The sequence below is a fragment of the Staphylococcus sp. 8AQ genome, assembly GCF_902506595.1.
GTDB classification, from domain to species: Bacteria; Bacillota; Bacilli; order Staphylococcales; family Staphylococcaceae; genus Staphylococcus; species Staphylococcus pasteuri.
This window is the reverse complement of sequence record NZ_LR733871.1, coordinates 607,609-630,102: the sequence shown is the minus strand read 5'-3', so window position 1 is coordinate 630,102 and position 22,494 is coordinate 607,609. Positions and strand designations below refer to the sequence as shown.

Genomic DNA, 22,494 nt, shown 5'->3' with positions numbered 1-22,494 from the left:
CAATCATTCCATTACTTTTTATTGTTATAAAATAAGTCATATAACTGTTTCATTGCTTCGTCAGCATCAACATTCGCTGTAATTCCAAATGGAATCTCTTCTAAATCATAAACTTTATTATTTTTAACAGCTTTAAAATGCTTCCAAATATCATTTTGTTTAAATTCTTTTTTAAACATTTTTTTCACTTCATCTGGCATGCCATGTGGTAAACGTAAAATGATATCAGGGTCTACATTGAGTAAGTTTTCAGTATTTGACGAAATATACTGTCTATCTTTTACTTTAATTACATTTTCTCCACCAGCAATTTTCACTAAGTCGCCAATATAAGATTTATCAGTCGCAACTAAATAACTTCCTAGCACACCCATAAGTATTAGTACTTTAGGATGTTTACGTTGTTTAGCAGCTTTGTCTTCAATTTCCTTTTTCACTTTATTTAAGTGATCATTTAATTCTTTTGCTTTTTCAGTTCTATTAAACTGTTTACCTAATTCTGTAATTGAATTTTCCATACCTTGCAAACTATCGTAGTCATAATAGTAACCTTTCATATTAAGCTGTTTATAAAAAGGTTTCATTTCATCTTTGATTGTAGACACACTTAATACGTGAGTTGGATTTAATTTTTTAACTGCTTCTACACTAGGTTGCATAGGTTGTCCCACTTCGGGAACATCTTTATATCGTGCCGGTAATGTTTTATAAGATGTTGGTTTTCCAACGATTGGTAAATCCAGTTTGTCTAGTGTCATTGTCAATGCAACAGTGGTAGGTACTATTCTATATTTTTCAGCTTTTTCTTCTTTTTTTGGTTTCGACGATGATTCACAAGCGACTAATAAAATAGCACATATAATTCCTAAAATTATTGTTTTTACATGTTTCAATCTTTTTTACCTCGCTTTCTCATTAATAAATGAGATACAACTAGGAGTAACATTGCTAATACTATAGCTACGCCCAATATCGCATATTCTTTTTTATGACTTTTTGCTTTTTGATTATTTTCATATTTTTTATTATTTGTTTTATGTTTCTTTACATCATCATCTCTATTGAATGATGGTAATGTTTTATCTTTTTCCTTTTTAATATTGTCCCTAGTACTTTGAATTTTAGTTGATTGTGAATCAACATTATTTTTCAAACTTTGATCATTATTATTTGAATTTCCAGACGATTGAGTATGACTGCTGTTACTATTTTTAGTCACATTTATATTTGTTGTAGTTGATTTGTTTTTTTGTTCTTGAGTACTATTCTTATATTCTTTTGGTTTATTTTGACCAGTCTTTTTATTTTTAGATATATCTTTATCTGTAGTTCGTGTTTGTTGATTATTATTCTTATTTTGTTGAACTATTATTTGATTCTGATTTTTATCTTTTTTGTCTTCTTTATCATCTTTATTTTGTTTTAAATGAATAAATAGTACACTGTCTTCCTTATCATGGAGATTTTGTTTATAACGCATTTCCAAGGTTTGTATATTTTGCTTTAATAATATTCTTATCGTTGTTGTATTATCATTACTTTTAGTTACAAATGGTAATGGCTGAGAATTGGATGTCAAAAATTGATAATTTTCAATCTTAGTATGTGGAGATAATTTGATTTCTAGGTAAACTTGATTTTTACTATTAAAAATAAGTCGACCTTTTTCATCAAATACTTCTACTTTTTTATCATCTTTATCTCTTACATCTAGATAGATATTATTAGTCTTTTTAGGTAATTCTTTAAAAATAGCTTCATCTAATTTCTGAGGGTTATCTTGCTGTGTATTATAAGAATTGGCTGATGGACTATTCATCTCATCAGCCAATAATAATGCATCTTTATTATTTAAAATCATAAATGTCGATACACAACAATAAATGATTAACGTTTTAAAGCTAGTTTGTAATGATACATTCATTATTTCACATTACCTTTGTTAACCTTTTTAGCATAAAATGTAATGAAAACGAATGACATCAATGCAACTGCAGGAACGATATAAATATATCCTGGAATACCAGCACTAGTTTGTGGGTTTTCTACACCACCAGTACCAGTGTTTGTAGTACCCCCTGTAGTATCATTACCAGTAGTACTTGCACTGCTACTACCATTACCAACTACATTAGATGGTCCATTAAATTTATAAGTAATATTGTAATGGTGATCATATAAGAAAGGTTTGCCATTTACTTTTTCATTAATATATACATCAATTTTACCTTGGACTTTACCGCTCACTTTACTTACTTCAAATTCAGAAGTACGTTCATCTTTCGCAGCATTTTTATTAATAATTTTTTCTTTATGGCCTTCGATACTCATACCTGTAATCCAATGACTGTGGTTAACAGTAATTTGAACATATAACTTACCGTTCTTTTTAACATATTTAGCTGGTTTATTAAAATAATCATTGGCAATAGATGTATCGTTAGTATTATATTTTAAGATTTCATAATTGAACGTTCCGCTATCTTCAGCAAAAGCATTATTAACAGTTGTCGCAAAAAACAATATAAAAGACAATACGGCTACACTAAAAATTTTATGTAATTTTTTCAAAATATATACCTCCCATTTAAGACGAATATTACGTCTTTACAAAAATAATAAATGATAACGATTATCAAAGTCAATATTTATTTTATAATAAAATTATATTATTGTTATAACGATATACTTGTGGTACTATTATTGATAACCATTTTCAATTAAATTGGTTAATCACTTTTAATGACATAGCACAATCATTTTTAGGAGGAAAACATCATGAACAAACATTATCTAAATCCTAAGTTTTATAAGGAGAATAATCATGCATCATTAAGAAGATTTACAATTGGAAGTGCAACTCTTTTATTAAGTGTATTACTTTATGCAAGTAATGGAGAAAATCATGCGCAGGCTGCTGAAACAAATCAAAATAATAATCAAAATACAGCAGTATCACCTTCTTCATCACAAAATAATACTGTATCTGAAGAATTGAATTTCCAAGTTCAAAGAGATGGTTCAAATGAAGTGTCACACATGGATGAATATATGAAGCATCCTGGTAAAGTAATTAAAAAAGATAATCAATATTATTTCCAAGCTACATTAACAAATGCTTCATGGTGGAAAGAATATAAATTTTTCGATAAAAACAATCAAGAATTAACTACCAATGTTGTTAATGATGACACAGCAAACGATACAAAAACGTTAGATATTTCAGTAGAACCAGGATATACAAATATCACATCAAGAATACATATCGTTATTCCAAACTTAAAGTATGATCATACTTATACAACGCATTTGGAATTTGCGAAACCTATTCCAACATTAGGCGAAACTAATACTAATAGTGATAGTAATACAGCATCTCAACCTAACAATGATGTAGTAACTACTCCAGCTACTGGAGACAATAACAACGGTGCTACTGCTCCAAGTACTGGTAATAATAACAATGCACCTACTACTCCAGCTACTGGGGACAACAACAATGCACCTACTTCTCCAGCTACTGGGGACAACAACAATGCACCTACTTCTCCAAATACTGGGGACAACAACAATGCACCTACTTCTCCAAATACTGGAGACAACAACAATGCACCTACTTCTCCAGCTACTGGGGACAACAATAATGTACCAACTACTCCAGCTGCTGGGGGCAATAATAATAATGGAACTAATACAAACACTGGTGACAATGTCGGTAAAGATGGTAAAGATGGTAAAGGTGGCAAAACAGGTAAAAAAGAAGATGAAGGTAAAGATAGCAAATCTAATCAAAATAACGGGGATAAAGATGCTAAAAACTCACAAAATAGCGACGACAACAAATCAAAAGAATTACCTGATACAGGTAAAGTAGCTTCACATAGTTACTTTAATGAATTAGCTATGGCGACGATTGCCCTATTCACATCTATTACAATGTTTGTTTTCAGAAGAAAGCACTCTAAATAATCATATGAAACCTATATTGAGAAGTTGATATCTCTCAGTATAGGTTTTATTATTTTTTTATAAAATGGATTGCAATATATTTATACTTTGAGTTACAATACATGTGAACGATTGATAATGATTATCAATTTGTATTAAAACTATAGGAGTTGTTTACAACATGAACAAACATCAACAGTATAACTTCCCAAAATTAAGGTCTTTTTATTCAATACGTAAATCTACACTTGGTGTAGCTTCGATAGTAGTAAGTACACTATTCATTTTTACTTCTTATGGACAAGCACAGGCTGCCGAAGATACAAATGACAATAATGTACAAAATCAATCAGCATCTACGGCAAATACTAATCAATCAAACCAATCTCAACCTGTAACTCAACCGGTTGAAAATAATAATCAAACACAAACAACGAATCAGCCTACTGCCTACCCTGCAGCGGATCAGTCTATAAAAGATGCTATTAAAAACCCTGCAGTTGAAAACCAACCTCATGACATTGGTCCAAGAGAGACAGTTAATTTCCAACTATTTGATCAAAATAATGAAACACAATATTATCACTATTTTAGTATTAAGAACCCTGCTGATGTCTATTACACAAAAACTAAAGCAAACGTTGAACTTGACCTTGATACAGGTTCTACTTGGAAGAAATTTGAAGTTTATGAAGGAAACACAAAACTTCCTGTTAACTTAGTGTCTTATAATCCAGACACAGATCATGCATATATTCGTTTCCCTGTGACTGATGGTACACAAGAACTTAAAATTGTATCGTCTACACAAATTGATAATGAACCTGAAACAAATTATGATTATACAAAATTAGAATTCGCTCGACCTATTTATAATGACCCATCACTCGTTTTAAATGATAATAGCAATAATGATTCTTCAGAAAATACTACTGACAACACAACACCAACAAACACTACCAACAATTCAGATAATAATGTAAATTCAACATCAAATAATAACGATGTAAACTCAACAATTGATAATAATCAAAGCGTTAGTAATCAAACTAATAATAGTCAAAATCAACCAAATGAAAACCAATCTGTAGATACAACACCAAATAATAATCAATCAAATACTACAGATAATAATAATCAAAATGATGACACTCAAAATCAAACTGCAGATACAACACCAAATAATAACCAAAGTAATAATGAAGAAAATCAGTCACAAGCTAATGATACAGTCTATCCTCCTGCTGATGTATCAATAAAAGATGCTATTAAAAACCCAGCAGTATTAGATAAAGATCATAGTGCACCCGTTACACGACCTATTGATTTTGAAATGAAAAAAGAAGACGGTGACAGACAATTTTATCATTATGCAAGCACATTAGATCCAGCAACTGTGATATTTACTAAATCTCAACCAGAAATTGAATTAGGATTAAAAACAGCACAAACATGGAGAAACTTTGAAATTTATGAAGGAGACAAAAAACTTCCTGTTACGCTCGTATCTTATGATTCAGATAAAGACTATGCTTATATCCGTTTCCCAGTTTCTGTAGGCACAAAAGAAGTTAAAATTGTATCATCTATTCAACTTGGTGAAAATAAAGTCGAAAATTATGATTATACTTTAATGGTTTTCAAACAACCGATAACTAATAACCCTAATGATTACAAAGATGATGAAACTTATACTGTAGATAAATTATTAGCACCATATCGCAAAGCGAAGACACTAGAAAGACAAGTATATGAATTAGAAAAGTTACAAAAAACTTTACCTGATAAATATAAAGAAGAATATAAATTCAAATTAGAAAAGACAAAAGCTGCTTTAAAACAACAAGTTCAATCAGCAATTGTTGAGTTTGAAAATGCAAAACCAACTAACGATCAATTAACGGATGTACATGATGCTAATTTTGTTGTATTTGAAAGTGAAGAAAATAATGAGTCAGTAATGGATGGATTTGTTGAACATCCTTTCCAAATTGGTACATTAAATGGTAAGCAATATGTAATTATACGTACTAAAGAAGATAGTTATTGGAAAGACTTTATTGTCGAAGGTGAACGAGTGACAACTATTTCTAAAGATAAAGAAAAAAACACTAGAACATTAATTTTCCCTTATGACCCTAATAAAGCAGTTTACAATGCAATAGTTAAAGTCGTAGTATCTTCTATCGGTTACGATGGTCAATATCACGTAAGAATTATAAATAAAGATGTCCCAGTTGAAGATACATCTTCTACAAACGTAGACAATTCAATAATTGATGCAGAAAATAATCAAAATGACCCAACTACAACAACTAACAACGAAAACACTCAAATAACTGATGTAGTTAAAGATAACAACACTGATAATCAAACAGATGAAAATGTAGATAATAATGAATCAAATAGTGATAATACAACAATCCCTGATCATAATGTTGATGATATTGCAGATATTGTCGAAGATCACGATGTCGATAAAAACGAAGATAATGAAGTAACTCAAAAAGTTGATGAAGACAGTGATATAATAATACCTGAAAGTGTTAAAACAGATGAAGATATTGACAAAGAACATGTTAAGAAAAAAGGAACAACTGAAACCAAAACTGAGAGTAAAGATAATGTAAAAGATAGTGATAAACAAAAATCAAAAGAGCATGACATGAAAAAAACAACATCTCTTCCAGAAACTGGTCAATCTTCATCTCAAGGATTGACATGGTCATTATTGTTAGCGTTAACTGGTTTAACTTTTATCCTACCAAAGAGAATTAAACATTCTAAAAAATAATACAAAAAAATCCCGTCTGAAAATTAATTTCAGACGGGATTTTTAATAATATCTAAAATTATTTAGATACTACTTCTTCACCATTGTAAGAACCACAGTTTTTACATACGCGGTGAGTTAATTTGTATTCGCCACAACTTGGGCATTCTGTCATACCAGGTACTGACATTTTGAAATGAGTACGGCGTTTGTTTTTTCTAGTTTTAGACGTTCTTCTTTTAGGTACTGCCATGATTTATCCTCCTTAAAATTAAACACATAATTAAATGATATCAGTTTATTTAACAATATTATATCATTAATTAAACCGTTATTGTTCTTTATCGTATAATTGTTGTAATTTCTGAAGCCTTGGATCAACTTGATTACTATTTGAACCATCGTCTTCTTGATCTTGTTCTTGGACAAGTTCAACGAATTCATCTTCATCAATCACTTCCCAACCATTGCCTTCGGTTAACATTTGATCACTGTTGTCTGAATAAGCACGCATCGGTTTTTCGATGATAACTAAATCTTCAACAATATCTTTAATATTAATCATACCGTCAGTAGCTAGATGATAATGTTCATCCTGCTCTTCTTCATCGGTATAATAATCACTACCTTCTAAATCAAATATTTCAGAAGTTTCTACATCCAATGGCACTTCTACAGGAACTAAAGTACGAGCACACGGCATCGTATATGTCCCAGTGACATGTATGTCAGCAATAACTTCATTTGATTTGATAGTTAATTTACCGTCAACATTGATTTCAGAAAGATCAATGAGATCTAATGATTCTTTTAAATGCTCAAAATTCGCCGTTTGATTAAATTCAAAAGGCTTACCTTGATATTTTCTTAATTGTGTTATTGACCATTTCATATGGCTTCACCTCTAACAAGCACAAAATTTATTTTAACTTTCTCAGTATAATATGTCAAGATTTTTTCTTAACATACGTACTTCTGTTACAATACTAATAATGAATTCTGAAAGGAAGAAATGCAAATGAAAAGTGTTGGCTTGATTACTGAATATAATCCTTTCCATAATGGGCATCTATATCATGCTCAACAATCTAAAATAAATTCTCAAGCAGATGTTTCTGTTGCAATAATGAGTGGCAACTTTGTAATGCGTGGCGAACCAGCTATATTCAATAAATTCATTCGTACTCAAATGGCACTTTCTGGTGTTGATTTAGTTGTAGAATTACCTACTATCGCAAGTTTATCTTCTGGAGACTTCTTTGGAAAAATGGCTATTAAAGTAGCGAATTATATCGATATTAACACAATATCTTTTGGTAGTGAGCATGGTAATATAGTTGAGTTACAAAATGCAGTCAATCACGTGCTTGAATTAGAAAATAATCCTATATTCAAGTCCAAAATTAAAGAAGGTAAAAGTTATCCAAGAATTATCAGTGAACTGATTAAAGACCAACAAACTTTAAATATTTTACAATCACCTAACAACATCTTAAGTATAGGATATCTTAAAGCAATCCAGCAATATGCACCACATATTGAAGCAATGACGATTTACCGTGAGTCAGCACAACATCGTGATAACACAATAAAGCATCAACAATTTGCGAGTGGGTCTTCCATCCGCCAATCTTTAATCAATCAAGAAACTGATTGGTATAAAGTAGTACCTCAAAATATTAAATCACTGTATCAAAATCAAATGACTACAGTTGAAGATACTTTCCCTTACATCAAACATCAATTGTTAACACAAGACACTAATACTTTAAACACTATATATACTGTCAGTGAAGGGTTCGAAAACAGATTAAAAACAATCATCAAAGATGTCAATTCGTTTAAAGAATTACTAAGTAAAACGAAAACCAAACGATATACCTATACACATATACAACGTATCCTAATGAATATCCTGCTCAATATTCATCAACATGATATTACAAACGATATACGAGCAATTAGAATTTTAGGTATGAATGAACAAGGTCGTGCTTATTTAAAATATTTAAAGCAACAATATCCAGAACGGCATTTTATAACCAATATCAATAAATCTTCAGCAACATATTTCCCTATCGAAATTAAAGCAACAAATGTATACAACTTATTAAGCCAACAATCTCAAAATGATTTTAATACACCAGTGATTCAAACATAATTTAAGACCGTACTATCGATGATGACTATTAAAAGAGTCACATAGTACGGTCTGCTTTTTTATTTATAATATTTTTCTTTTAATGCTTCAGCAACATTAGGAGGTACAAATTCCGAAATGTCTGCTTTATAAGCTGCAACTTCCTTAACGATACTAGAACTAATAAATGAATAATTCGTACTAGTCATCATATACATAGTTTCAATATTATTATTCAACTTTTTATTCATTGATGTTAAGCGTAATTCATATTCAAAATCACTTACCGCACGTAATCCACGTACAATCGTTTTCGCACCGACTTGTTTGCAAAAATCTACTAATAAACCATTAAAATGATGTACTTCCACGTTGGAAAGATGTGCTACAGAGCCCCTAATTAAATCCATACGTTCTTCTATATTAAACGTGCCGCCTTTACTACTATTTTTCAAAACACAGACATGTATTTCGTCAAAACGATCTGCACTTCTTTCAATAATATCTAGATGACCGTATGTAATTGGATCGAAACTCCCGGGAATGACTGCTTTCGTCTTATTCATATTAATCTCCTTTTTCTAATAGCAATGTATCTGTCAAACCATAATGATATCTTTTTATTTCTTTAAACGGTGCACTTTGAATATGTTCTTCATTACTAAACTCACAGATGATAATACCATTTTCTTTAAGCAAATTAAACTCATTAATGCTTTTTAATGCTTCATCAATAAGACCTTTTTTATATGGCGGATCTAAAAATATGTAATCAAATTGAATCTCTCTTTTAGCTAAAGCTTTTAACGCACGATCAGCATTATTTTTATATACTTCAGATTGTGCTAATAAATCAAGTTGCTTAAGGTTTGATTTAATCACTTTAACTGCTTTAAAATTTTGATCGACAAAGATTACTTTATCCATACCTCGAGATAATGCTTCAATCCCTAATGCGCCGCTTCCAGCGAATAAATCCAAAGCTATACCTGATACTTCATGTAAACTATTAAAGATGCCTTCTTTAACTTTATCCATAGTTGGCCTAGTATTTCGACCTTCCAAACTTTCTAATGCCTTACTTTTATGTATTCCCGCAATGACACGCATCACTTTCACACTTCCATTTCACAATATAATTTAATATAATTTGGGATAAAAGGAGATTGATTAAACAAATGAAACAATCATTTATTGTTTTAGGTGAGGGTTTAACAGATTTATTCGAATTCACCACTCTCATCGACTACAACCATACTAGAATTGATAAAATAATCTATTTTCATTCCCCACAAACTGAAAAGCAATTATCATCAGTAGCTATCATTATGCAACCGACTGAAGGTAATTATTTCCAAGCAATGTATATGATGATTAATGCATTAAAATATCCATATCCAAATAGTAATAAGAAATTTGACATGATTAACCAGAAAGCAGAGGAATACGATATCCCAGTATTAGGTATAGATGTTCAACCTCCAGAAGCTTTCCATGACAATGACTTATATTTTAACTATTTAATTAGCGTTTTACGATTACAACGTTGGATACCACCATTACAATAGGAAACACATTTCTTAACGAACACGAGTTATATGACTTCGTGTTTTTCTTTTTCATACGTTTTCTTTAAAAATTTGTATGGTGAACCATCTATATGTTGAACATATTTTAATTTCATTAGTTTATTAACGACATCGTCCGCTTCACTTTCATTAACATACATGATAACGAATTTACGTTGACGATTAGAATGAACGATGTGTCCATATTTTCTAATTTGTCTTTCATGTTTGATATGTTTTAAATAAACAATAAGGCTCACTCTTTGAACTAAATTCATCTTTGCTCACTCCATTTAATATACACAGTTTTTATCATATCATGAGTTTAAATTTTATGAAATAACAATCACTTCCATATATTCCATCCCTATTTATATTATTCTATTAAATCAAAACCAATCTTCATAATGGGATATTCCTATACTTAATTCGTCAAGTATATATTTGTCTATAAAAAATAAAATAATATTCCGTTCTTCACGCACTTCATTTTTCAAATATGAAGGATATCTGTTAATATAACTTTAATACCTAAAGGAGGATATCAAATGGTTAAACTAAATAAGTGGTTCATTAATGGTTCATTCGCAATTGCAAGTATTGTTGGAAGTGTGATTTATGTAAATAAAAATAAAAAACCACGTGAAATTAATGCAATCCCTCCATTTTTCACAGGTGTAGCACCATATTTATTTGCGCATAGAGGCGGCATGGCTGTTAGACCTGAACAAACAAAGCTTGCATTTGATAATGCAGTACAATATGGCGTAGATGGATTCGAAACAGGTGTAAGGCTCACTAAAGATAAGGAACTTATCGTATTCCATGATGCAACTGTTGATAGAACAACTAACGGTTCAGGTAAAGTAAGTGAACATACTTTAGAAGAATTAAGAAAATTAGACGCTGGATATTATTTCACAGATATAAATCGTCAATATCCATTTCGTGGACATGAAGATGCTAAAATTTTAACATTTGAGGAACTTTTAGAGCTTTATCCAGAGATGTATATTAATGTTGATTTGAAAGATCATCCAAACAGTTATGAAGGTTCTATTGCACCTGAAGTCATTAATCATCAAATTGTTAAACATCATGCAGAACATCATGTATTAGTAACAAGTTTCCATAAAGAACAAATTGAACGCTTTGATCAATTAAGTAAAGGTACTGTAGCAATTGGTGCGAGTCAAAACGAAGTAGCAGATGCGTTTATTAAGTTTAATACGTTTAGAGGACATAAATTCCATCCGAAAGCTAATACTTTCCAAATGCCAACCGAATTTAAAGGAATCAAGCTTACTTCTTCTAGATTTATTAAATGGTTAAAAGTATTAAATATTGTACCAGGATTTTATGGCATTAATAGTATTGATTTAATGACAGATTTATACCAAAAAGGTGTGCATACACTTGTAACAGATCGACCTGATTTAGCACAACAATTTAAAGAGACATTAAAATAATAAATAGCAAAAATCCTTAACGAATAATCACCTTTTCGTTAAGGATTTTTACTTTTACAGACACCGATGTGTATTACCAATTTTCTATAGAATCTCTTTCACCTTTAAAATTGTTACTTTTATGATGACGTTGTTCTAATACTTTTTCAATTGCTGAAAAAGAAATATTTAACGAATGTAATAAGACAAATAAATGATATATTAAATCCGCCGCCTCGTTGATAACTTCTTTGTTATCATTTTTCATAGCTCCTATTACAACTTCAAACGATTCTTCTCCAAATTTCTTAGTGATTTTTTCTATACCTTGTTCTAACAAATAATTGGTATAAGATTTAGATTGATTAGTTCTAGATCGTTCTTTTATTGTATGTTCCAATAATTGAACTGCAAAATGTGTCTTTGTACTAAAACAGCTTTGATTCCCAGTATGACATGTTGGACCATTAGGAATAACTTCGATTAGTATTGCATCATTATCACAATCTGTATGTATCGTAACGACTTGTTGCGTATGCCCCGATGATTCCCCTTTAGTCCACAATCTTTGTTTAGACCTTGAATAAAAAGTTACTACGTTCTCTTCCATTGTTTTATTAAATGCTTCTTCGTTCATAAACCCGAGCATTAATACTTGCTTCGTTACATAATGTTGTAATATGACCGGTACTAAACCTTTACTAAAATCTACTGTGACTGTCATCTTACTGGCACACCACCATTTCTTAATGTATGCTTAATATCAGCTACTGTATATGTTTTACTATGTAAAATACTAGCAGCTAAACCGGCAGATACATCTGTTTCTTTAAATAAGTCTAGAAAATGTTGAGGGTTTCCACCACCACCAGAAGCAATGATTGGTATATTCACCTTTGACTTAATATCTGATAAATGTTCAATATCAAAGCCAGTTTTCATACCATCGTGATGGATACTGGTTACAAGTAATTCTCCAGCACCAAGTTCTTCAACTTGTTGAATCCAATCATATACTCTTATAGAGGTTAATTGTTTACCTCCATGTGTAGTACAAAAATAGTCATTTTGTTCCGCATTATAATAACTATCAATAGCAATACAAATACATTGACTTCCAAATTTTTGGCTAGCTTCTTTAATTAAATTAGGATTTTGAAGTGCACTAGAATTTAATGACACTTTATCTGCTCCATGATTAAGTAATTGCGAAATATCATCTAAAGTTTGAATACCGCCTCCAACAGTCAATGGTATAAACAATTGTTTAGAAATGGTTTCGATAACTTCCAACATTAAGTCATGTCCTTTTTCAGTTTTAGAAATATCTAAAAATACAAGTTCATCTGCTCCCGCTTCATTATAGTATTGTGCTAATTCAAGTGGACTACCTATATCGATTAATCCCTTAAATTGTATCCCTTTAACAACACGCCCATCTTTAACATCTAAACAAGGAATGATTCTTTTTTTAATCAAGATAACCCCTCCCAAAAACTGGGATTATGTGCAGCTTTACCGATAATCGCAGCATAAACACCCAATTTTTCAAATTGGTTTAAATCTTCTTGATTTCTAATACCTCCAGAAGCAATAATACTTAATTCAGTTTGTTGTACTAATTGTCTTGTTAATTCAAAATTAGGACCAGCTAACTTCCCATCTTTTGAAATATCAGTATAGATGATGCCACCTAAAGGTAAATGATTCACTTGTTTAACAACATCAAACAAATTGAGTTGTGTATCTTCTAGCCAACCATTAATCTTTATATCTTGTTTGTATGCATCTATAGACAAATAAATCTTTTTAGGAAATAGATATGACATTCTTTCCAACCAAGTTAAATCTTGAATACCTTTAGTTCCAACTATGCAGTAATCTATACCTATATCAAAATAATGATTTAAAGTTTCTTGTGAGCGAATCCCTCCACCTACTTCTATAGGTTTTTGAGATAATGATCTTAGCTTTTTAATATAATGACATTCTTGAGTTTGCTTTAATTTTGCTCCTATAAGATCCACAATATGTATACGTGAAACACAATCAAATTGATTATAAAATTGGATGCTTTCCTCAGCTGTCATTGTCATTTCCTCTTTAGATTCATATTTACCTTCAGTTAGTCTTACACTCGTTGAGTCAATCAAATCGATTGCCGGCCATATGTTAATCATTTATAAAACCGCCTTTCAATGCTTGATTTAAAATTGCCAATCCTTGTTCACCACTTTTTTCAGGATGGAATTGTATTCCAATACAATTGTGATATTGTACTATTGCAGGAATTTGACACTCATAATCTGTATATGCAACAACATGATTATTCATTATCGCTTGATAAGAATGTATAAAGTACACATCACATTGAAGTAATTGATGATCACTTTTCAATAAATTCCAACCTAAATGCGGGATAGGTTGTGATGTATGGATTGGCACTATTCGTCCAGGTATCAGTCCTAGTCCTTCTACATTACCTTCATCACTATATTCAAATAACAATTGCATTCCTAAGCAAATACCAATGATAGGTTGGTTTTTAATTTGTTTTAAGATTGTGTCTAATCTTTTATTTTTAATTTCTGTCATTCCATCTTTAAAATGTCCAACACCAGGTAATACAACTGCATCTGCCTTATAAATAATACTTTCGTTGTCGGTCAATATTGTCTCGTAGCCTAAGAATTCAATTGCCTTTTTCAAGCTATTAATATTGCCTAGACCGTAATCAACTATAGCTATCATTCAATCACACCTTTAGACGAAGGTATTACAAATTCAAGAGTTGGTGTTAATGCCTCTTGTAATGATTTAGCGAAAGATTTAAATAAAGCTTCAATTTCATGATGGGTATTTCCTCCTCTAATTAAGTCCATATGTACAGTTAACCTCGCATTAATAATAAGTGCTCTAAAAAATTCTTCTACTAATTCTGTATCAAAATGACCTACTATTTCTTTGCTTAATTGAACATTAAATGAAAAATATGGACGGCCACTAATATCAATTACAGTTCTTGCTAACGTTTCATCCATAGGTATATAACTTGTACCATATCTTTTAAAGCTTTGCTGAGTCTTAACCATTTCCAATATCAACTGTCCTAAAACTATACCAATGTCTTCTGTCACATGATGATCATCAACATATGTATCTCCTTTAGCTTCAATTTGTAATGATAAGCCACTATGAAAAGCAAAAAGTGTTAACATATGATCTAAAAATCCTACGCCTGTATGTATATTGGATTTTTCCTTTTCTTTACTTATAGCAATTGAAATAGAAGTTTCAGCGGTTTGACGTGATTTTTGATAGTTCATTGAACTTCCTCCTTGTTGTTAATTCTGAAAATCACTTTTAAATATGGCTTTACCATATGTCAATGTCGAATATGTATTGATTGTTGATGATTATTAAGTGATTCTACACATGCTAACCTTTCTGCAGAATATGCTACCTTTTTAAAAGTTGATTTTGATAGATTAATCACACTGTGACGTGTCATAAAGTCATTAACTGATAAACCATTCGAAAATCTAGCAGTTTGGTTTGTTGGTAAAACATGACTTGGTCCAGCAATATAATCACCAATTGCTTCTGGTGCATAATGCCCTAAAAATAATGCACCTACAAATTTGATTTGATCAATAAACTGTTCTGGGTGTTTAGTTTGAATGGATGCATGTTCAGGTGCAATTTTATTCAAAATATGACAGGCCTCTTCCATATCACTTACTTCAATTAAGTAATGATGATTGGCTAAACTTTTGGACACTATAGAATGACGATCTATTGTTTTTAATTTATTATCAATATTTAACTGAAGTTGTTGTAATATTTGAGCATTGTCGCTAATAACAAATGTACGCGCCATTTCATCATGTTCAGCTTGAGCAAAAATATCATATGTAATGGCGTCAATTTGAGCAGTCTCATCAATAATCATAGCTAATTCAGTAGGGCCGGCAATTTGATCAATACCTACATCTCCATAAACATATTTTTTTGCAAGCGCAACATACTGATTACCTGGACCAACTATTTTATCAACAGGTTTAATAGTTTCTGTACCATATGTAAGCGCCGCTATACTTTGTGCGCCTCCAACTTGATAGACATGATTTACGCCAGTTAAGTGACAGGCAGCTAAAACTTCTTTAGGAACGCCATTTGTTCTTGGAGGTGTCACAACAACAATCTCTTCAACGTTCGCGACTTGTGCAAGTGTAGCCGTCATTAGAACAGTAGAAGGATAGCTTGCTTTACCACCTGGAACATATATCCCAACGCGTTCTATTGGATGGTAAACTTCATAACATTCTCCCTTTTTAATAGAGGTATACTTTATCTTTTCTTGATATGATTTAATCCTTTCATAGCTTTGGTGTAACGCATTAAGCGTCTCTTTATTTAATTCTTCATAGGCCTTTTGTATGTCTAGCTTTGAAATTTCTAGAGATGTTGTGTTTACATGATCAAAAGTTAAATTATACTTTTTCAACGCTGCATCACCATTGACTTTAACATCATCACAAATATTTTTAACTAACGGGTATAAGGACTCATCTAATGATTGATTGTTAAAATAAAGTTCTAAAAATTGTTGTGCTTTAAGCATTTATCATCTGCACCCCTAACATATTAATAAATGATTCTATTTCTTCACCCTTTTTAAAATACTGTGTTCTATTTGTAATCAATCTTGCTGAAATATCAGTAATTTTTTCTTTTTCAACAAGACCATTTGCTTTTAATGTAGTACCTGTTTGAACAATATCGATAATTCCATCTACCATTCCTACAATGCATGCGAGTTCTATTGAACCACTTAATTTTACAATTTCAATATCTATTCCTTTGTTTTTAAAATAACGTGAAGTTGTTTGAACATAACTCGTAGCAATTTTTTTATAATCATTTGTAACAGGTTTAGCTGCTAAGGAAAAATGACAGTGTCCAAATGGTAAGTCGCATAAATTATTAATATTATATTTATTTTCATTTAAGATATCACTACCTACAATACCTATATCTGCAATGCCTTGTTCCACGTATATTGGTACATCACTTCCCTTTACTATAATAAAATCAATACCATCTATCGTAACTAATAATTGACGTTGTCTATGCTTTAGTCCATTTGATAATAAAAATAGTTGTTCTGCCTCTAAATAGTTGATAAAACTTTCTAATAATCTCCCTTTCGCTAAAGCCACTCTAATCATATTGTCACCCCTATTCTTTGAATATGCTGATTATAAAGTCAAAGCCATACCGTATCCTTGGAGGTCACCAGAGTAAAATCCACCAGTTAGTATGCTAGTATCATGTTTATTTAAATAACATCTGATAAAAACACCTTTATAATAAGATCTTGATGGTTGTGCCGAAATATCTAAATGAATATTGGTCAAACCTTGTTTGATTAGTTGCTCTTCCCAACTTTTTAACGTAAGTAATGTTTGAGATGATTGGTCCAAATATTGACTTAATTTTGATAATTGATGACGTGTGCTTTCTGATAGTAATTTTAAGATAGGATGATTATGCGGTAATTGATGTTTTAATCCCGATAGATTTCTCTCTTCAATCATGTTTTTAATAACTAAAGTTCTATATTTTTCTTCTAATAATTCATTCAATAATTGATAATGACCTAAAATAATTAGCTGAATATCATCTTTTAAATACGTTTTAATAAAATGGTAGAAATCATTAAAACTATCATTGAATTGATTATATATAGGCAAATAATTCTCGATACCTATTTGTGATATGACCTCATTATTTCTGACAATAGGTCCAGAATAAGCAACCTTCTTAAAATCTGTTGGAAATAATGAATGATAACGTAGTAATTGATCAGTAAAATCGTGTCTTAAACTATAAATGTGATTGTTATTTTGCCAAAAATTCCTTTCTTTCATTTGTAATAAGTCCTCTTTCGTCAAATGACTCCAATCTAATTTTTCAATTAAATCTATATCTACAAGTTTGTAATTTTTATTTGAAAAGTACTTTAAGAATGCTAATTCAATTTCTTTTATTTTTATTATCTGATTTTGCTTATTCATACTCTACCTCCTTTACTTCTGACTTTAATGCTTTACTGTAGTAAAGTTATAGTTGTATTATAAGTTACCATAAAGACAAATAATAAACAATGTTTATTCATAATTTTCTGATAATTAAAATTAATATGATCTCCATCTTTAAACATAAGGGTTTATATGAATTAAAAAACTCCCCAAATATTGAGTTTAATCAATATTGGAGAGATATCTTGTATGTTTTATAAATTTGGTAAAATTTAAATCATTTTATAAAGAACAGTTACATGATCCACCTGAAGCACAACCTTGTGCAGTCGTTTGAAAAAATGGATTGCCTGTATCAATTTTTACATTATCCGAAACAGCTAAAGCAATTTTACTAATAACTTCATCAATTAAATTCTGTAATGCTACTTCTTTTGACTTATAGTCCATTACCACTGGTAACATTTCATATGCTCGTTTACGTTGGCGTGTTTCCATCATAATTGTCTTATAGTCAGGATGATATCTACCAAATCGCATTACATCGTCGTATTGATCTTTGGTCTTTAGGAAAGCCGAATATAATAAGTGTGCTTCATCATTTTGGTTTAATAATTCTTTCGCTTTAATATATTCATCATAAATTTCTGAATTAACTATCATATCTGATAAGGCTTCGACGTCATCTAAAATTGACAATGTTTCTTCATTTATCATTTGTCATTCTACCCTTCATTTATTTTTCTAAGAAAATTAACGAATAATAATCTTTCATTACTTCTCCGCCCATTTCTTCATATTTCGTATTTAACATTCTAGAGCGATGAATATCGGAGTTCATCCAACTATGGATTAATGTTGGGACATCATCAAAGTCGTAACCCACATTCTGACTTGTCGATTTATAACTAACATCTCTTTCATCTAATTGTTGTTTTAAAGCATTTTCAGTAAATTCTACTGAGTCAGAACCACTTTTAGTCGCGTCAAATAAATTTATTGAAGCAATATGTGCAATATCATTATTTACCTTTAACGGTTTTAATCCCTTTAGTTTTCTCATTTCATTAGTTACCTCATAAAGTGTCACTAATTGATTTGTATTTTGTTCGTAAGGTATATCTTTATTTTTTAAATTCGCTGTAGAATGAGATTCATTCGTTTTATATGGTTGCAATGTAGCTAATGCATCTTTATCTAAAAAGCGTATTGCCATGATTTTATTCGTTTGTTGGTCTGAATAAACTTGCGCATATATATTACCATATTTAATTAAAGTTTGTGTTTTTAAATCTTCATCTGATAATTCAAATTCATATTTTTTATTATTTGATTTGATTGTAGGTTCGGGATTGATGCTTGTATTTTCGAATATTTTTGAATTGCTTTCATTTATATGTAAAGGGTTAATATGAGCATCTTTTCCAGTTGCATAAACAGATTTTATTTTATTGTCTTTTACACTGACAATGTAATATTGATTTGTTTTCTTGAATACATAATTTTTATAGCCATCTTTATATGGATATGTTCGGTTAGCTTGACCGTATTTTTTGGTAAGTTGATCAATGTCCTTACCAATCCATGTTCCTACACCATTTTTAGGTTTTGGATTTTCTATATTTTTATTTGAATTTTTGAATTGTTCCGTTCTATCACTTTTTTGGCTTTTATTTGGATTTTCTAATACATCAAATTTTAGCCGTGGTGAGTAAAATAAATAGATTAGAAATGATACTAAAAAAACAACTCCTAAAATTCGTATAACTATTTTTTTCATCTTTCACCCACCTTAACTGAATTATTACTATTGTACATAATTACTTATTTCATAATCAAGATAAGTCTATTGTTATTTCTTGAATTAGGAAGCACAATTTTACAAAATGGTGTCTTACATTGGATTAGATTCTTAATATAAAAAAACTGATAAAACTATACAGAAAGTTTTATCAGTCACAATCTTATTTATTCAATTATAAACCTAAAGTAGCTTTAATTAATGATGTTGTTTCTCCACCTGGATACAAGATGTATAACAGTACATAAACTGCTACACCAGTAATCGCTGTGAAGAACCATATTACTGAAGCAATAGGTCCAATTTTTCTATGAATTTTAAATTTCTCTTTAAAAGCTAATACAATTTGTATTATCCCTAAAATCCCACCAATTGTTGCTAAGTTAATATGGAAAATTAAGAAAATAGTATAATAAATTTTAACACTATCTGGTCCACCGAATGCGGTATTACCAATAAAGATTGTTCTACTAGCATAAATAATAAAGAACGTTGCGGCAAAAACGGCAGCCCATAACATTACTTTTTTATGCTGTTCAATTTGTCTTTTCCAAATAAGTCTCCATCCAATTGCCACTAATATCGCACTAATGACAATACACGAAGTACTTATTGTAGGTAAAATAGGTACGTTCATATGTTTCATCCTTACTTAATTTTGTATTTATATCATTTTAATAAGTGATACGACTACAACGAGTACGAAAAATACTACTAAATAGTTTAATGAGTAAATAAACATTTTAGTTGCCCATTTGTTTTGATCAGTATTCTTTTTAAATGATGTAAAAGCTAGTGCCATCCACCCTAAATTTAATAAAGTAGCTAAAACAATAAATGTTGTACCTAAACTAGATAACATAAAGGGAAGTGGTAATAGTAATACTAACCAAATAAACATGCTTACTCGTGTTCTATTGAATCCTTTTACAGATGGTAACATTGGAATATTAGCTAATGAATATTCATCACTACGTTTAATTGCTAACGCATAAAAATGTATTGGTTGCCAACAAAATACTACTAAAAATAGTGCTATTGCTGCAACACTTATTGATCCATCTATAGCTACCCAACCAATTAAAGGCGGTACAGCTCCAGGGAAACTACCTACAACTGTATTCCAAGTCGTATGTCGTTTTGACCAGATTGAATAATATGATACGTATCCTATGATACCAAATAATCCTAAAACACCTGATGGTATATTTAATAAAAATAAACAACCTTCACCTATTAACATCATACCAAAGCTTAAAATTAATAAGTGCTTATCTGAAATTCTATCATTTACAGTGGGTCTATTCTGTTTACTAGGCATAATTTGATCTATGTCTTGATCATAATAATTATTAAGTGCACATGCGCCACCCATTATTAATGTAGAACCTATAATCATTAATAAAATTTGAGGTATTGACGATAGGAAGGAGTGATTTGTCATTACAACAGCCAACCAAGAACCAGCAAATGCAGGGATTAAATTCCCTTGAACAAGGCCCATTTTAATAATCTGTTGTAATTCTTTAAATGTCACTTGGCCCGTTTCCTGTGACAATGTTTGTTCTTTACTCATAATTCCCCTCCTAGAATTTTTTCATATAATACAATGATATAGCAAATAGTCATAAAAGACTAGGTTTTAAAAAATTAAATTGTGACACTTTAACGACATTCCAAATAGTTGATTTTGTAACGTAATTAAAAATGGTATCATTGATATAATGTAAAAGAAAAATATATACGTTAAAATAAATTACAAAATGTCCATTTTTAATGAGAATAGTTGTTAGATTTTATTTTAATGATGGGGTGTTTATCATTGTTTAGAAAAGGAAACCTTAAATGGTTAAGTGTCTTAGCAACAATTATTATGACATTCGTACAATTAGGTGGTGCGCTAGTAACTAAAACTGGTTCGGAAGATGGTTGTGGTTCATCGTGGCCGTTATGTAATGGAGCACTACTTCCACAAAACTTACCAATACAAACAATTATTGAATTAAGCCATAGAGCAGTTTCAGGACTTTCATTAATTGTCGTAATATGGCTAGTCATTACCGCTTGGAAACACATAGGGTATATAAAAGAAATTAAACCATTATCTATCATAAGTATAGGTTTCTTATTATTACAAGCCTTAGTTGGTGCTGCTGCTGTAATCTGGCAACAAAATGCATATGTATTAGCATTACATTTTGGAATCTCTTTAGTTAGCTTTTCATCAGTATTTTTAATGACATTAATTATTTTCTCAATTGATCAAAAGTATGAAGCTGACGAATTAATGATTCAAAAACCATTACGTACGTTAACATGGTTAATGGCAATCATCGTATATTTAACTATATACACTGGTGCTTTAGTAAGACATACTAAATCAAGTCTAGCATATGGTGCTTGGCCAGTACCTTTTGATGATATTGTTCCACATAATGTACATGACTGGGTTCAATTTGCACACCGTGGTATGGCATTTATTACTTTTATGTGGATTATGATTACGTTTATTCATGCAATTAAAAACTATAGTGATAATCGTACTGTAAGATATGGCTATACAGCTGCATTTATTTTAGTTATTTTACAAGTAGTAACTGGTGCTTTATCTGTTATTACTAATGTAAATTTATTTATTGCATTGTTGCATGCTTTATTTATTACTTACCTATTCGGTATGATTGCTTATTTCATCTTATTAATGTTGAGAACGACAAGAAGTCTTAAAAACAAAGCTTAATTATAAAGCCGAAACATTCTTGAATATTGAAT

General features: G+C 30.4%; 26 protein-coding genes. 6 read left to right on the top strand and 20 right to left on the bottom strand.

Going from position 1 to position 22,494, the window contains the following annotated elements; all coding sequences use genetic code 11:
• Positions 1 to 11 precede the first annotated feature (11 nt).
• The 3 genes from isdE to isdC are packed head-to-tail and all read right to left on the bottom strand — an operon-like array spanning position 12 to position 2,571.
• On the bottom strand, positions 12 to 893 hold the full coding sequence (gene isdE / locus GVY01_RS03250; protein ID WP_159333641.1) for a heme ABC transporter substrate-binding protein IsdE: 882 nt from the start codon (positions 891 to 893) through the stop codon (positions 12 to 14).
• Positions 890 to 1,924: a hypothetical protein gene (locus tag GVY01_RS03245; RefSeq protein WP_108016945.1), complete on the bottom strand. Its 1,035-nt coding sequence runs from the start codon at positions 1,922 to 1,924 to the stop codon at positions 890 to 892. The genes isdE and GVY01_RS03245 overlap by 4 nt, the downstream gene beginning before the upstream one ends.
• Positions 1,924 to 2,571: a heme uptake protein IsdC gene (gene isdC / locus GVY01_RS03240; RefSeq protein ID WP_017637561.1), complete on the bottom strand. Its 648-nt coding sequence runs from the start codon at positions 2,569 to 2,571 to the stop codon at positions 1,924 to 1,926. The genes GVY01_RS03245 and isdC overlap by 1 nt, the downstream gene beginning before the upstream one ends.
• Before the next feature lie 207 nt (positions 2,572 to 2,778).
• Between isdC and GVY01_RS03235 the strand changes: the two genes are divergently transcribed.
• Complete coding sequence (locus GVY01_RS03235) at positions 2,779 to 3,969, top strand: NEAT domain-containing protein (RefSeq protein WP_159333640.1); 1,191 nt, start codon at positions 2,779 to 2,781, stop codon at positions 3,967 to 3,969.
• A gap of 160 nt (positions 3,970 to 4,129) precedes the next feature.
• On the top strand, positions 4,130 to 6,742 hold the full coding sequence (locus GVY01_RS03230; protein ID WP_017637654.1) for a YSIRK signal domain/LPXTG anchor domain surface protein: 2,613 nt from the start codon (positions 4,130 to 4,132) through the stop codon (positions 6,740 to 6,742).
• Positions 6,743 to 6,800: 58 nt separating this feature from the next.
• Here GVY01_RS03230 and rpmF read toward each other — a convergent pair whose 3' ends face one another.
• On the bottom strand, positions 6,801 to 6,974 hold the full coding sequence (gene rpmF, locus GVY01_RS03225; protein WP_017637655.1) for a 50S ribosomal protein L32: 174 nt from the start codon (positions 6,972 to 6,974) through the stop codon (positions 6,801 to 6,803).
• Positions 6,975 to 7,052: 78 nt separating this feature from the next.
• The gene (locus tag GVY01_RS03220; protein WP_017637656.1) at positions 7,053 to 7,613 is read right to left on the bottom strand and encodes a YceD family protein; all 561 of its coding nucleotides are present in this window, start codon (positions 7,611 to 7,613) and stop codon (positions 7,053 to 7,055) included.
• Between the two features lie 126 nt (positions 7,614 to 7,739).
• Between GVY01_RS03220 and GVY01_RS03215 the strand changes: the two genes are divergently transcribed.
• Complete coding sequence (locus GVY01_RS03215) at positions 7,740 to 8,882, top strand: nucleotidyltransferase (RefSeq protein ID WP_017637657.1); 1,143 nt, start codon at positions 7,740 to 7,742, stop codon at positions 8,880 to 8,882.
• 59 nt (positions 8,883 to 8,941) lie between these two features.
• Here the strand turns inward: GVY01_RS03215 and coaD are convergent, their stop codons facing one another.
• Complete coding sequence (gene coaD / locus GVY01_RS03210) at positions 8,942 to 9,427, bottom strand: pantetheine-phosphate adenylyltransferase (RefSeq protein ID WP_017637658.1); 486 nt, start codon at positions 9,425 to 9,427, stop codon at positions 8,942 to 8,944.
• Position 9,428: 1 nt separating this feature from the next.
• Positions 9,429 to 9,971: a 16S rRNA (guanine(966)-N(2))-methyltransferase RsmD gene (gene rsmD, locus GVY01_RS03205; RefSeq protein WP_017637659.1), complete on the bottom strand. Its 543-nt coding sequence runs from the start codon at positions 9,969 to 9,971 to the stop codon at positions 9,429 to 9,431.
• A 68-nt stretch (positions 9,972 to 10,039) separates the two neighbouring features.
• On the opposite strand from rsmD, the gene GVY01_RS03200 reads away from it, so the two are divergent.
• Positions 10,040 to 10,429 carry a DUF7147 family protein gene (locus tag GVY01_RS03200; protein ID WP_017637660.1) on the top strand — a complete coding sequence of 130 codons (390 nt, stop codon included), beginning with the start codon at positions 10,040 to 10,042 and terminating at the stop codon, positions 10,427 to 10,429.
• 26 nt (positions 10,430 to 10,455) lie between these two features.
• Here GVY01_RS03200 and GVY01_RS03195 read toward each other — a convergent pair whose 3' ends face one another.
• Positions 10,456 to 10,707, bottom strand: coding sequence for a YlbG family protein (locus GVY01_RS03195; RefSeq protein WP_017637661.1), 252 nt, complete (start codon positions 10,705 to 10,707; stop codon positions 10,456 to 10,458).
• A 270-nt stretch (positions 10,708 to 10,977) separates the two neighbouring features.
• Between GVY01_RS03195 and GVY01_RS03190 the strand changes: the two genes are divergently transcribed.
• On the top strand, positions 10,978 to 11,898 hold the full coding sequence (locus GVY01_RS03190; RefSeq protein ID WP_017637662.1) for a glycerophosphodiester phosphodiesterase: 921 nt from the start codon (positions 10,978 to 10,980) through the stop codon (positions 11,896 to 11,898).
• Positions 11,899 to 11,971: 73 nt separating this feature from the next.
• Here GVY01_RS03190 and hisIE read toward each other — a convergent pair whose 3' ends face one another.
• From hisIE to cyoE, 12 genes are all read right to left on the bottom strand, one after another.
• Positions 11,972 to 12,601, bottom strand: coding sequence for a bifunctional phosphoribosyl-AMP cyclohydrolase/phosphoribosyl-ATP diphosphatase HisIE (gene hisIE, locus GVY01_RS03185; protein ID WP_017637663.1), 630 nt, complete (start codon positions 12,599 to 12,601; stop codon positions 11,972 to 11,974).
• A complete protein-coding gene (gene hisF, locus GVY01_RS03180) occupies positions 12,598 to 13,356 on the bottom strand; it encodes an imidazole glycerol phosphate synthase subunit HisF (protein WP_108016941.1) in 759 nt (252 codons plus the stop codon). Before hisF ends, hisIE begins: the two co-directional genes overlap by 4 nt.
• Entirely contained in the window at positions 13,353 to 14,057 is a 705-nt protein-coding gene (gene hisA, locus GVY01_RS03175; protein ID WP_017637665.1) for a 1-(5-phosphoribosyl)-5-((5-phosphoribosylamino)methylideneamino)imidazole-4-carboxamide isomerase, read from the bottom strand. The genes hisF and hisA overlap by 4 nt, the downstream gene beginning before the upstream one ends.
• Entirely contained in the window at positions 14,050 to 14,628 is a 579-nt protein-coding gene (gene hisH, locus GVY01_RS03170) for an imidazole glycerol phosphate synthase subunit HisH (RefSeq protein WP_017637666.1), read from the bottom strand. Before hisH ends, hisA begins: the two co-directional genes overlap by 8 nt.
• Positions 14,625 to 15,203 carry an imidazoleglycerol-phosphate dehydratase HisB gene (gene hisB / locus GVY01_RS03165; protein WP_017637667.1) on the bottom strand — a complete coding sequence of 193 codons (579 nt, stop codon included), beginning with the start codon at positions 15,201 to 15,203 and terminating at the stop codon, positions 14,625 to 14,627. Before hisB ends, hisH begins: the two co-directional genes overlap by 4 nt.
• Positions 15,204 to 15,262: 59 nt before the next feature.
• Positions 15,263 to 16,501 carry a histidinol dehydrogenase gene (gene hisD / locus GVY01_RS03160; protein WP_017637668.1) on the bottom strand — a complete coding sequence of 413 codons (1,239 nt, stop codon included), beginning with the start codon at positions 16,499 to 16,501 and terminating at the stop codon, positions 15,263 to 15,265.
• The gene (gene hisG, locus GVY01_RS03155) at positions 16,494 to 17,108 is read right to left on the bottom strand and encodes an ATP phosphoribosyltransferase (protein ID WP_154827757.1); all 615 of its coding nucleotides are present in this window, start codon (positions 17,106 to 17,108) and stop codon (positions 16,494 to 16,496) included. The genes hisD and hisG overlap by 8 nt, the downstream gene beginning before the upstream one ends.
• 30 nt (positions 17,109 to 17,138) lie before the next feature.
• The gene (locus GVY01_RS03150; RefSeq protein ID WP_017637669.1) at positions 17,139 to 17,957 is read right to left on the bottom strand and encodes an ATP phosphoribosyltransferase regulatory subunit; all 819 of its coding nucleotides are present in this window, start codon (positions 17,955 to 17,957) and stop codon (positions 17,139 to 17,141) included.
• 246 nt (positions 17,958 to 18,203) lie between these two features.
• Positions 18,204 to 18,638 carry a YlbF family regulator gene (locus tag GVY01_RS03145; protein ID WP_017637670.1) on the bottom strand — a complete coding sequence of 145 codons (435 nt, stop codon included), beginning with the start codon at positions 18,636 to 18,638 and terminating at the stop codon, positions 18,204 to 18,206.
• Between the two features lie 19 nt (positions 18,639 to 18,657).
• Complete coding sequence (locus tag GVY01_RS03140) at positions 18,658 to 19,701, bottom strand: CAP-associated domain-containing protein (protein WP_017637671.1); 1,044 nt, start codon at positions 19,699 to 19,701, stop codon at positions 18,658 to 18,660.
• A gap of 196 nt (positions 19,702 to 19,897) precedes the next feature.
• On the bottom strand, positions 19,898 to 20,359 hold the full coding sequence (locus GVY01_RS03135; protein WP_017637672.1) for a DUF420 domain-containing protein: 462 nt from the start codon (positions 20,357 to 20,359) through the stop codon (positions 19,898 to 19,900).
• 27 nt (positions 20,360 to 20,386) lie between these two features.
• Positions 20,387 to 21,298: a heme o synthase gene (cyoE, locus tag GVY01_RS03130; RefSeq protein WP_017637673.1), complete on the bottom strand. Its 912-nt coding sequence runs from the start codon at positions 21,296 to 21,298 to the stop codon at positions 20,387 to 20,389.
• Positions 21,299 to 21,544: 246 nt separating this feature from the next.
• Between cyoE and GVY01_RS03125 the strand changes: the two genes are divergently transcribed.
• Entirely contained in the window at positions 21,545 to 22,462 is a 918-nt protein-coding gene (locus GVY01_RS03125; protein WP_017637674.1) for a COX15/CtaA family protein, read from the top strand.
• Positions 22,463 to 22,494 lie beyond the last annotated feature (32 nt).

What these genes read in the sequence shown, in the direction of transcription:
- cyoE (WP_017637673.1), bottom strand. Translation starts at nt 21,298, where the DNA reads ATGAGTAAAGAACAAACATTGTCACAGGAAACGGGCCAAGTGACATTT.
- GVY01_RS03215 (WP_017637657.1), top strand. Translation starts at nt 7,740, where the DNA reads ATGAAAAGTGTTGGCTTGATTACTGAATATAATCCTTTCCATAATGGG.
- rsmD (WP_017637659.1), bottom strand. Translation starts at nt 9,971, where the DNA reads ATGCGTGTCATTGCGGGAATACATAAAAGTAAGGCATTAGAAAGTTTG.
- GVY01_RS03220 (WP_017637656.1), bottom strand. Translation starts at nt 7,613, where the DNA reads ATGAAATGGTCAATAACACAATTAAGAAAATATCAAGGTAAGCCTTTT.
- GVY01_RS03135 (WP_017637672.1), bottom strand. Translation starts at nt 20,359, where the DNA reads ATGAACGTACCTATTTTACCTACAATAAGTACTTCGTGTATTGTCATT.
- hisB (WP_017637667.1), bottom strand. Translation starts at nt 15,203, where the DNA reads ATGAACTATCAAAAATCACGTCAAACCGCTGAAACTTCTATTTCAATT.
- GVY01_RS03190 (WP_017637662.1), top strand. Translation starts at nt 10,978, where the DNA reads ATGGTTAAACTAAATAAGTGGTTCATTAATGGTTCATTCGCAATTGCA.
- GVY01_RS03230 (WP_017637654.1), top strand. Translation starts at nt 4,130, where the DNA reads ATGAACAAACATCAACAGTATAACTTCCCAAAATTAAGGTCTTTTTAT.
- coaD (WP_017637658.1), bottom strand. Translation starts at nt 9,427, where the DNA reads ATGAATAAGACGAAAGCAGTCATTCCCGGGAGTTTCGATCCAATTACA.
- GVY01_RS03200 (WP_017637660.1), top strand. Translation starts at nt 10,040, where the DNA reads ATGAAACAATCATTTATTGTTTTAGGTGAGGGTTTAACAGATTTATTC.
- GVY01_RS03145 (WP_017637670.1), bottom strand. Translation starts at nt 18,638, where the DNA reads ATGATAAATGAAGAAACATTGTCAATTTTAGATGACGTCGAAGCCTTA.
- rpmF (WP_017637655.1), bottom strand. Translation starts at nt 6,974, where the DNA reads ATGGCAGTACCTAAAAGAAGAACGTCTAAAACTAGAAAAAACAAACGC.
- GVY01_RS03150 (WP_017637669.1), bottom strand. Translation starts at nt 17,957, where the DNA reads ATGAATAAGCAAAATCAGATAATAAAAATAAAAGAAATTGAATTAGCA.
- GVY01_RS03245 (WP_108016945.1), bottom strand. Translation starts at nt 1,924, where the DNA reads ATGAATGTATCATTACAAACTAGCTTTAAAACGTTAATCATTTATTGT.
- hisH (WP_017637666.1), bottom strand. Translation starts at nt 14,628, where the DNA reads ATGATAGCTATAGTTGATTACGGTCTAGGCAATATTAATAGCTTGAAA.
- hisIE (WP_017637663.1), bottom strand. Translation starts at nt 12,601, where the DNA reads ATGACAGTCACAGTAGATTTTAGTAAAGGTTTAGTACCGGTCATATTA.
- GVY01_RS03140 (WP_017637671.1), bottom strand. Translation starts at nt 19,701, where the DNA reads ATGAAAAAAATAGTTATACGAATTTTAGGAGTTGTTTTTTTAGTATCA.
- hisG (WP_154827757.1), bottom strand. Translation starts at nt 17,108, where the DNA reads ATGATTAGAGTGGCTTTAGCGAAAGGGAGATTATTAGAAAGTTTTATC.
- hisA (WP_017637665.1), bottom strand. Translation starts at nt 14,057, where the DNA reads ATGATTAACATATGGCCGGCAATCGATTTGATTGACTCAACGAGTGTA.
- GVY01_RS03235 (WP_159333640.1), top strand. Translation starts at nt 2,779, where the DNA reads ATGAACAAACATTATCTAAATCCTAAGTTTTATAAGGAGAATAATCAT.
- hisD (WP_017637668.1), bottom strand. Translation starts at nt 16,501, where the DNA reads ATGCTTAAAGCACAACAATTTTTAGAACTTTATTTTAACAATCAATCA.
- GVY01_RS03195 (WP_017637661.1), bottom strand. Translation starts at nt 10,707, where the DNA reads ATGAATTTAGTTCAAAGAGTGAGCCTTATTGTTTATTTAAAACATATC.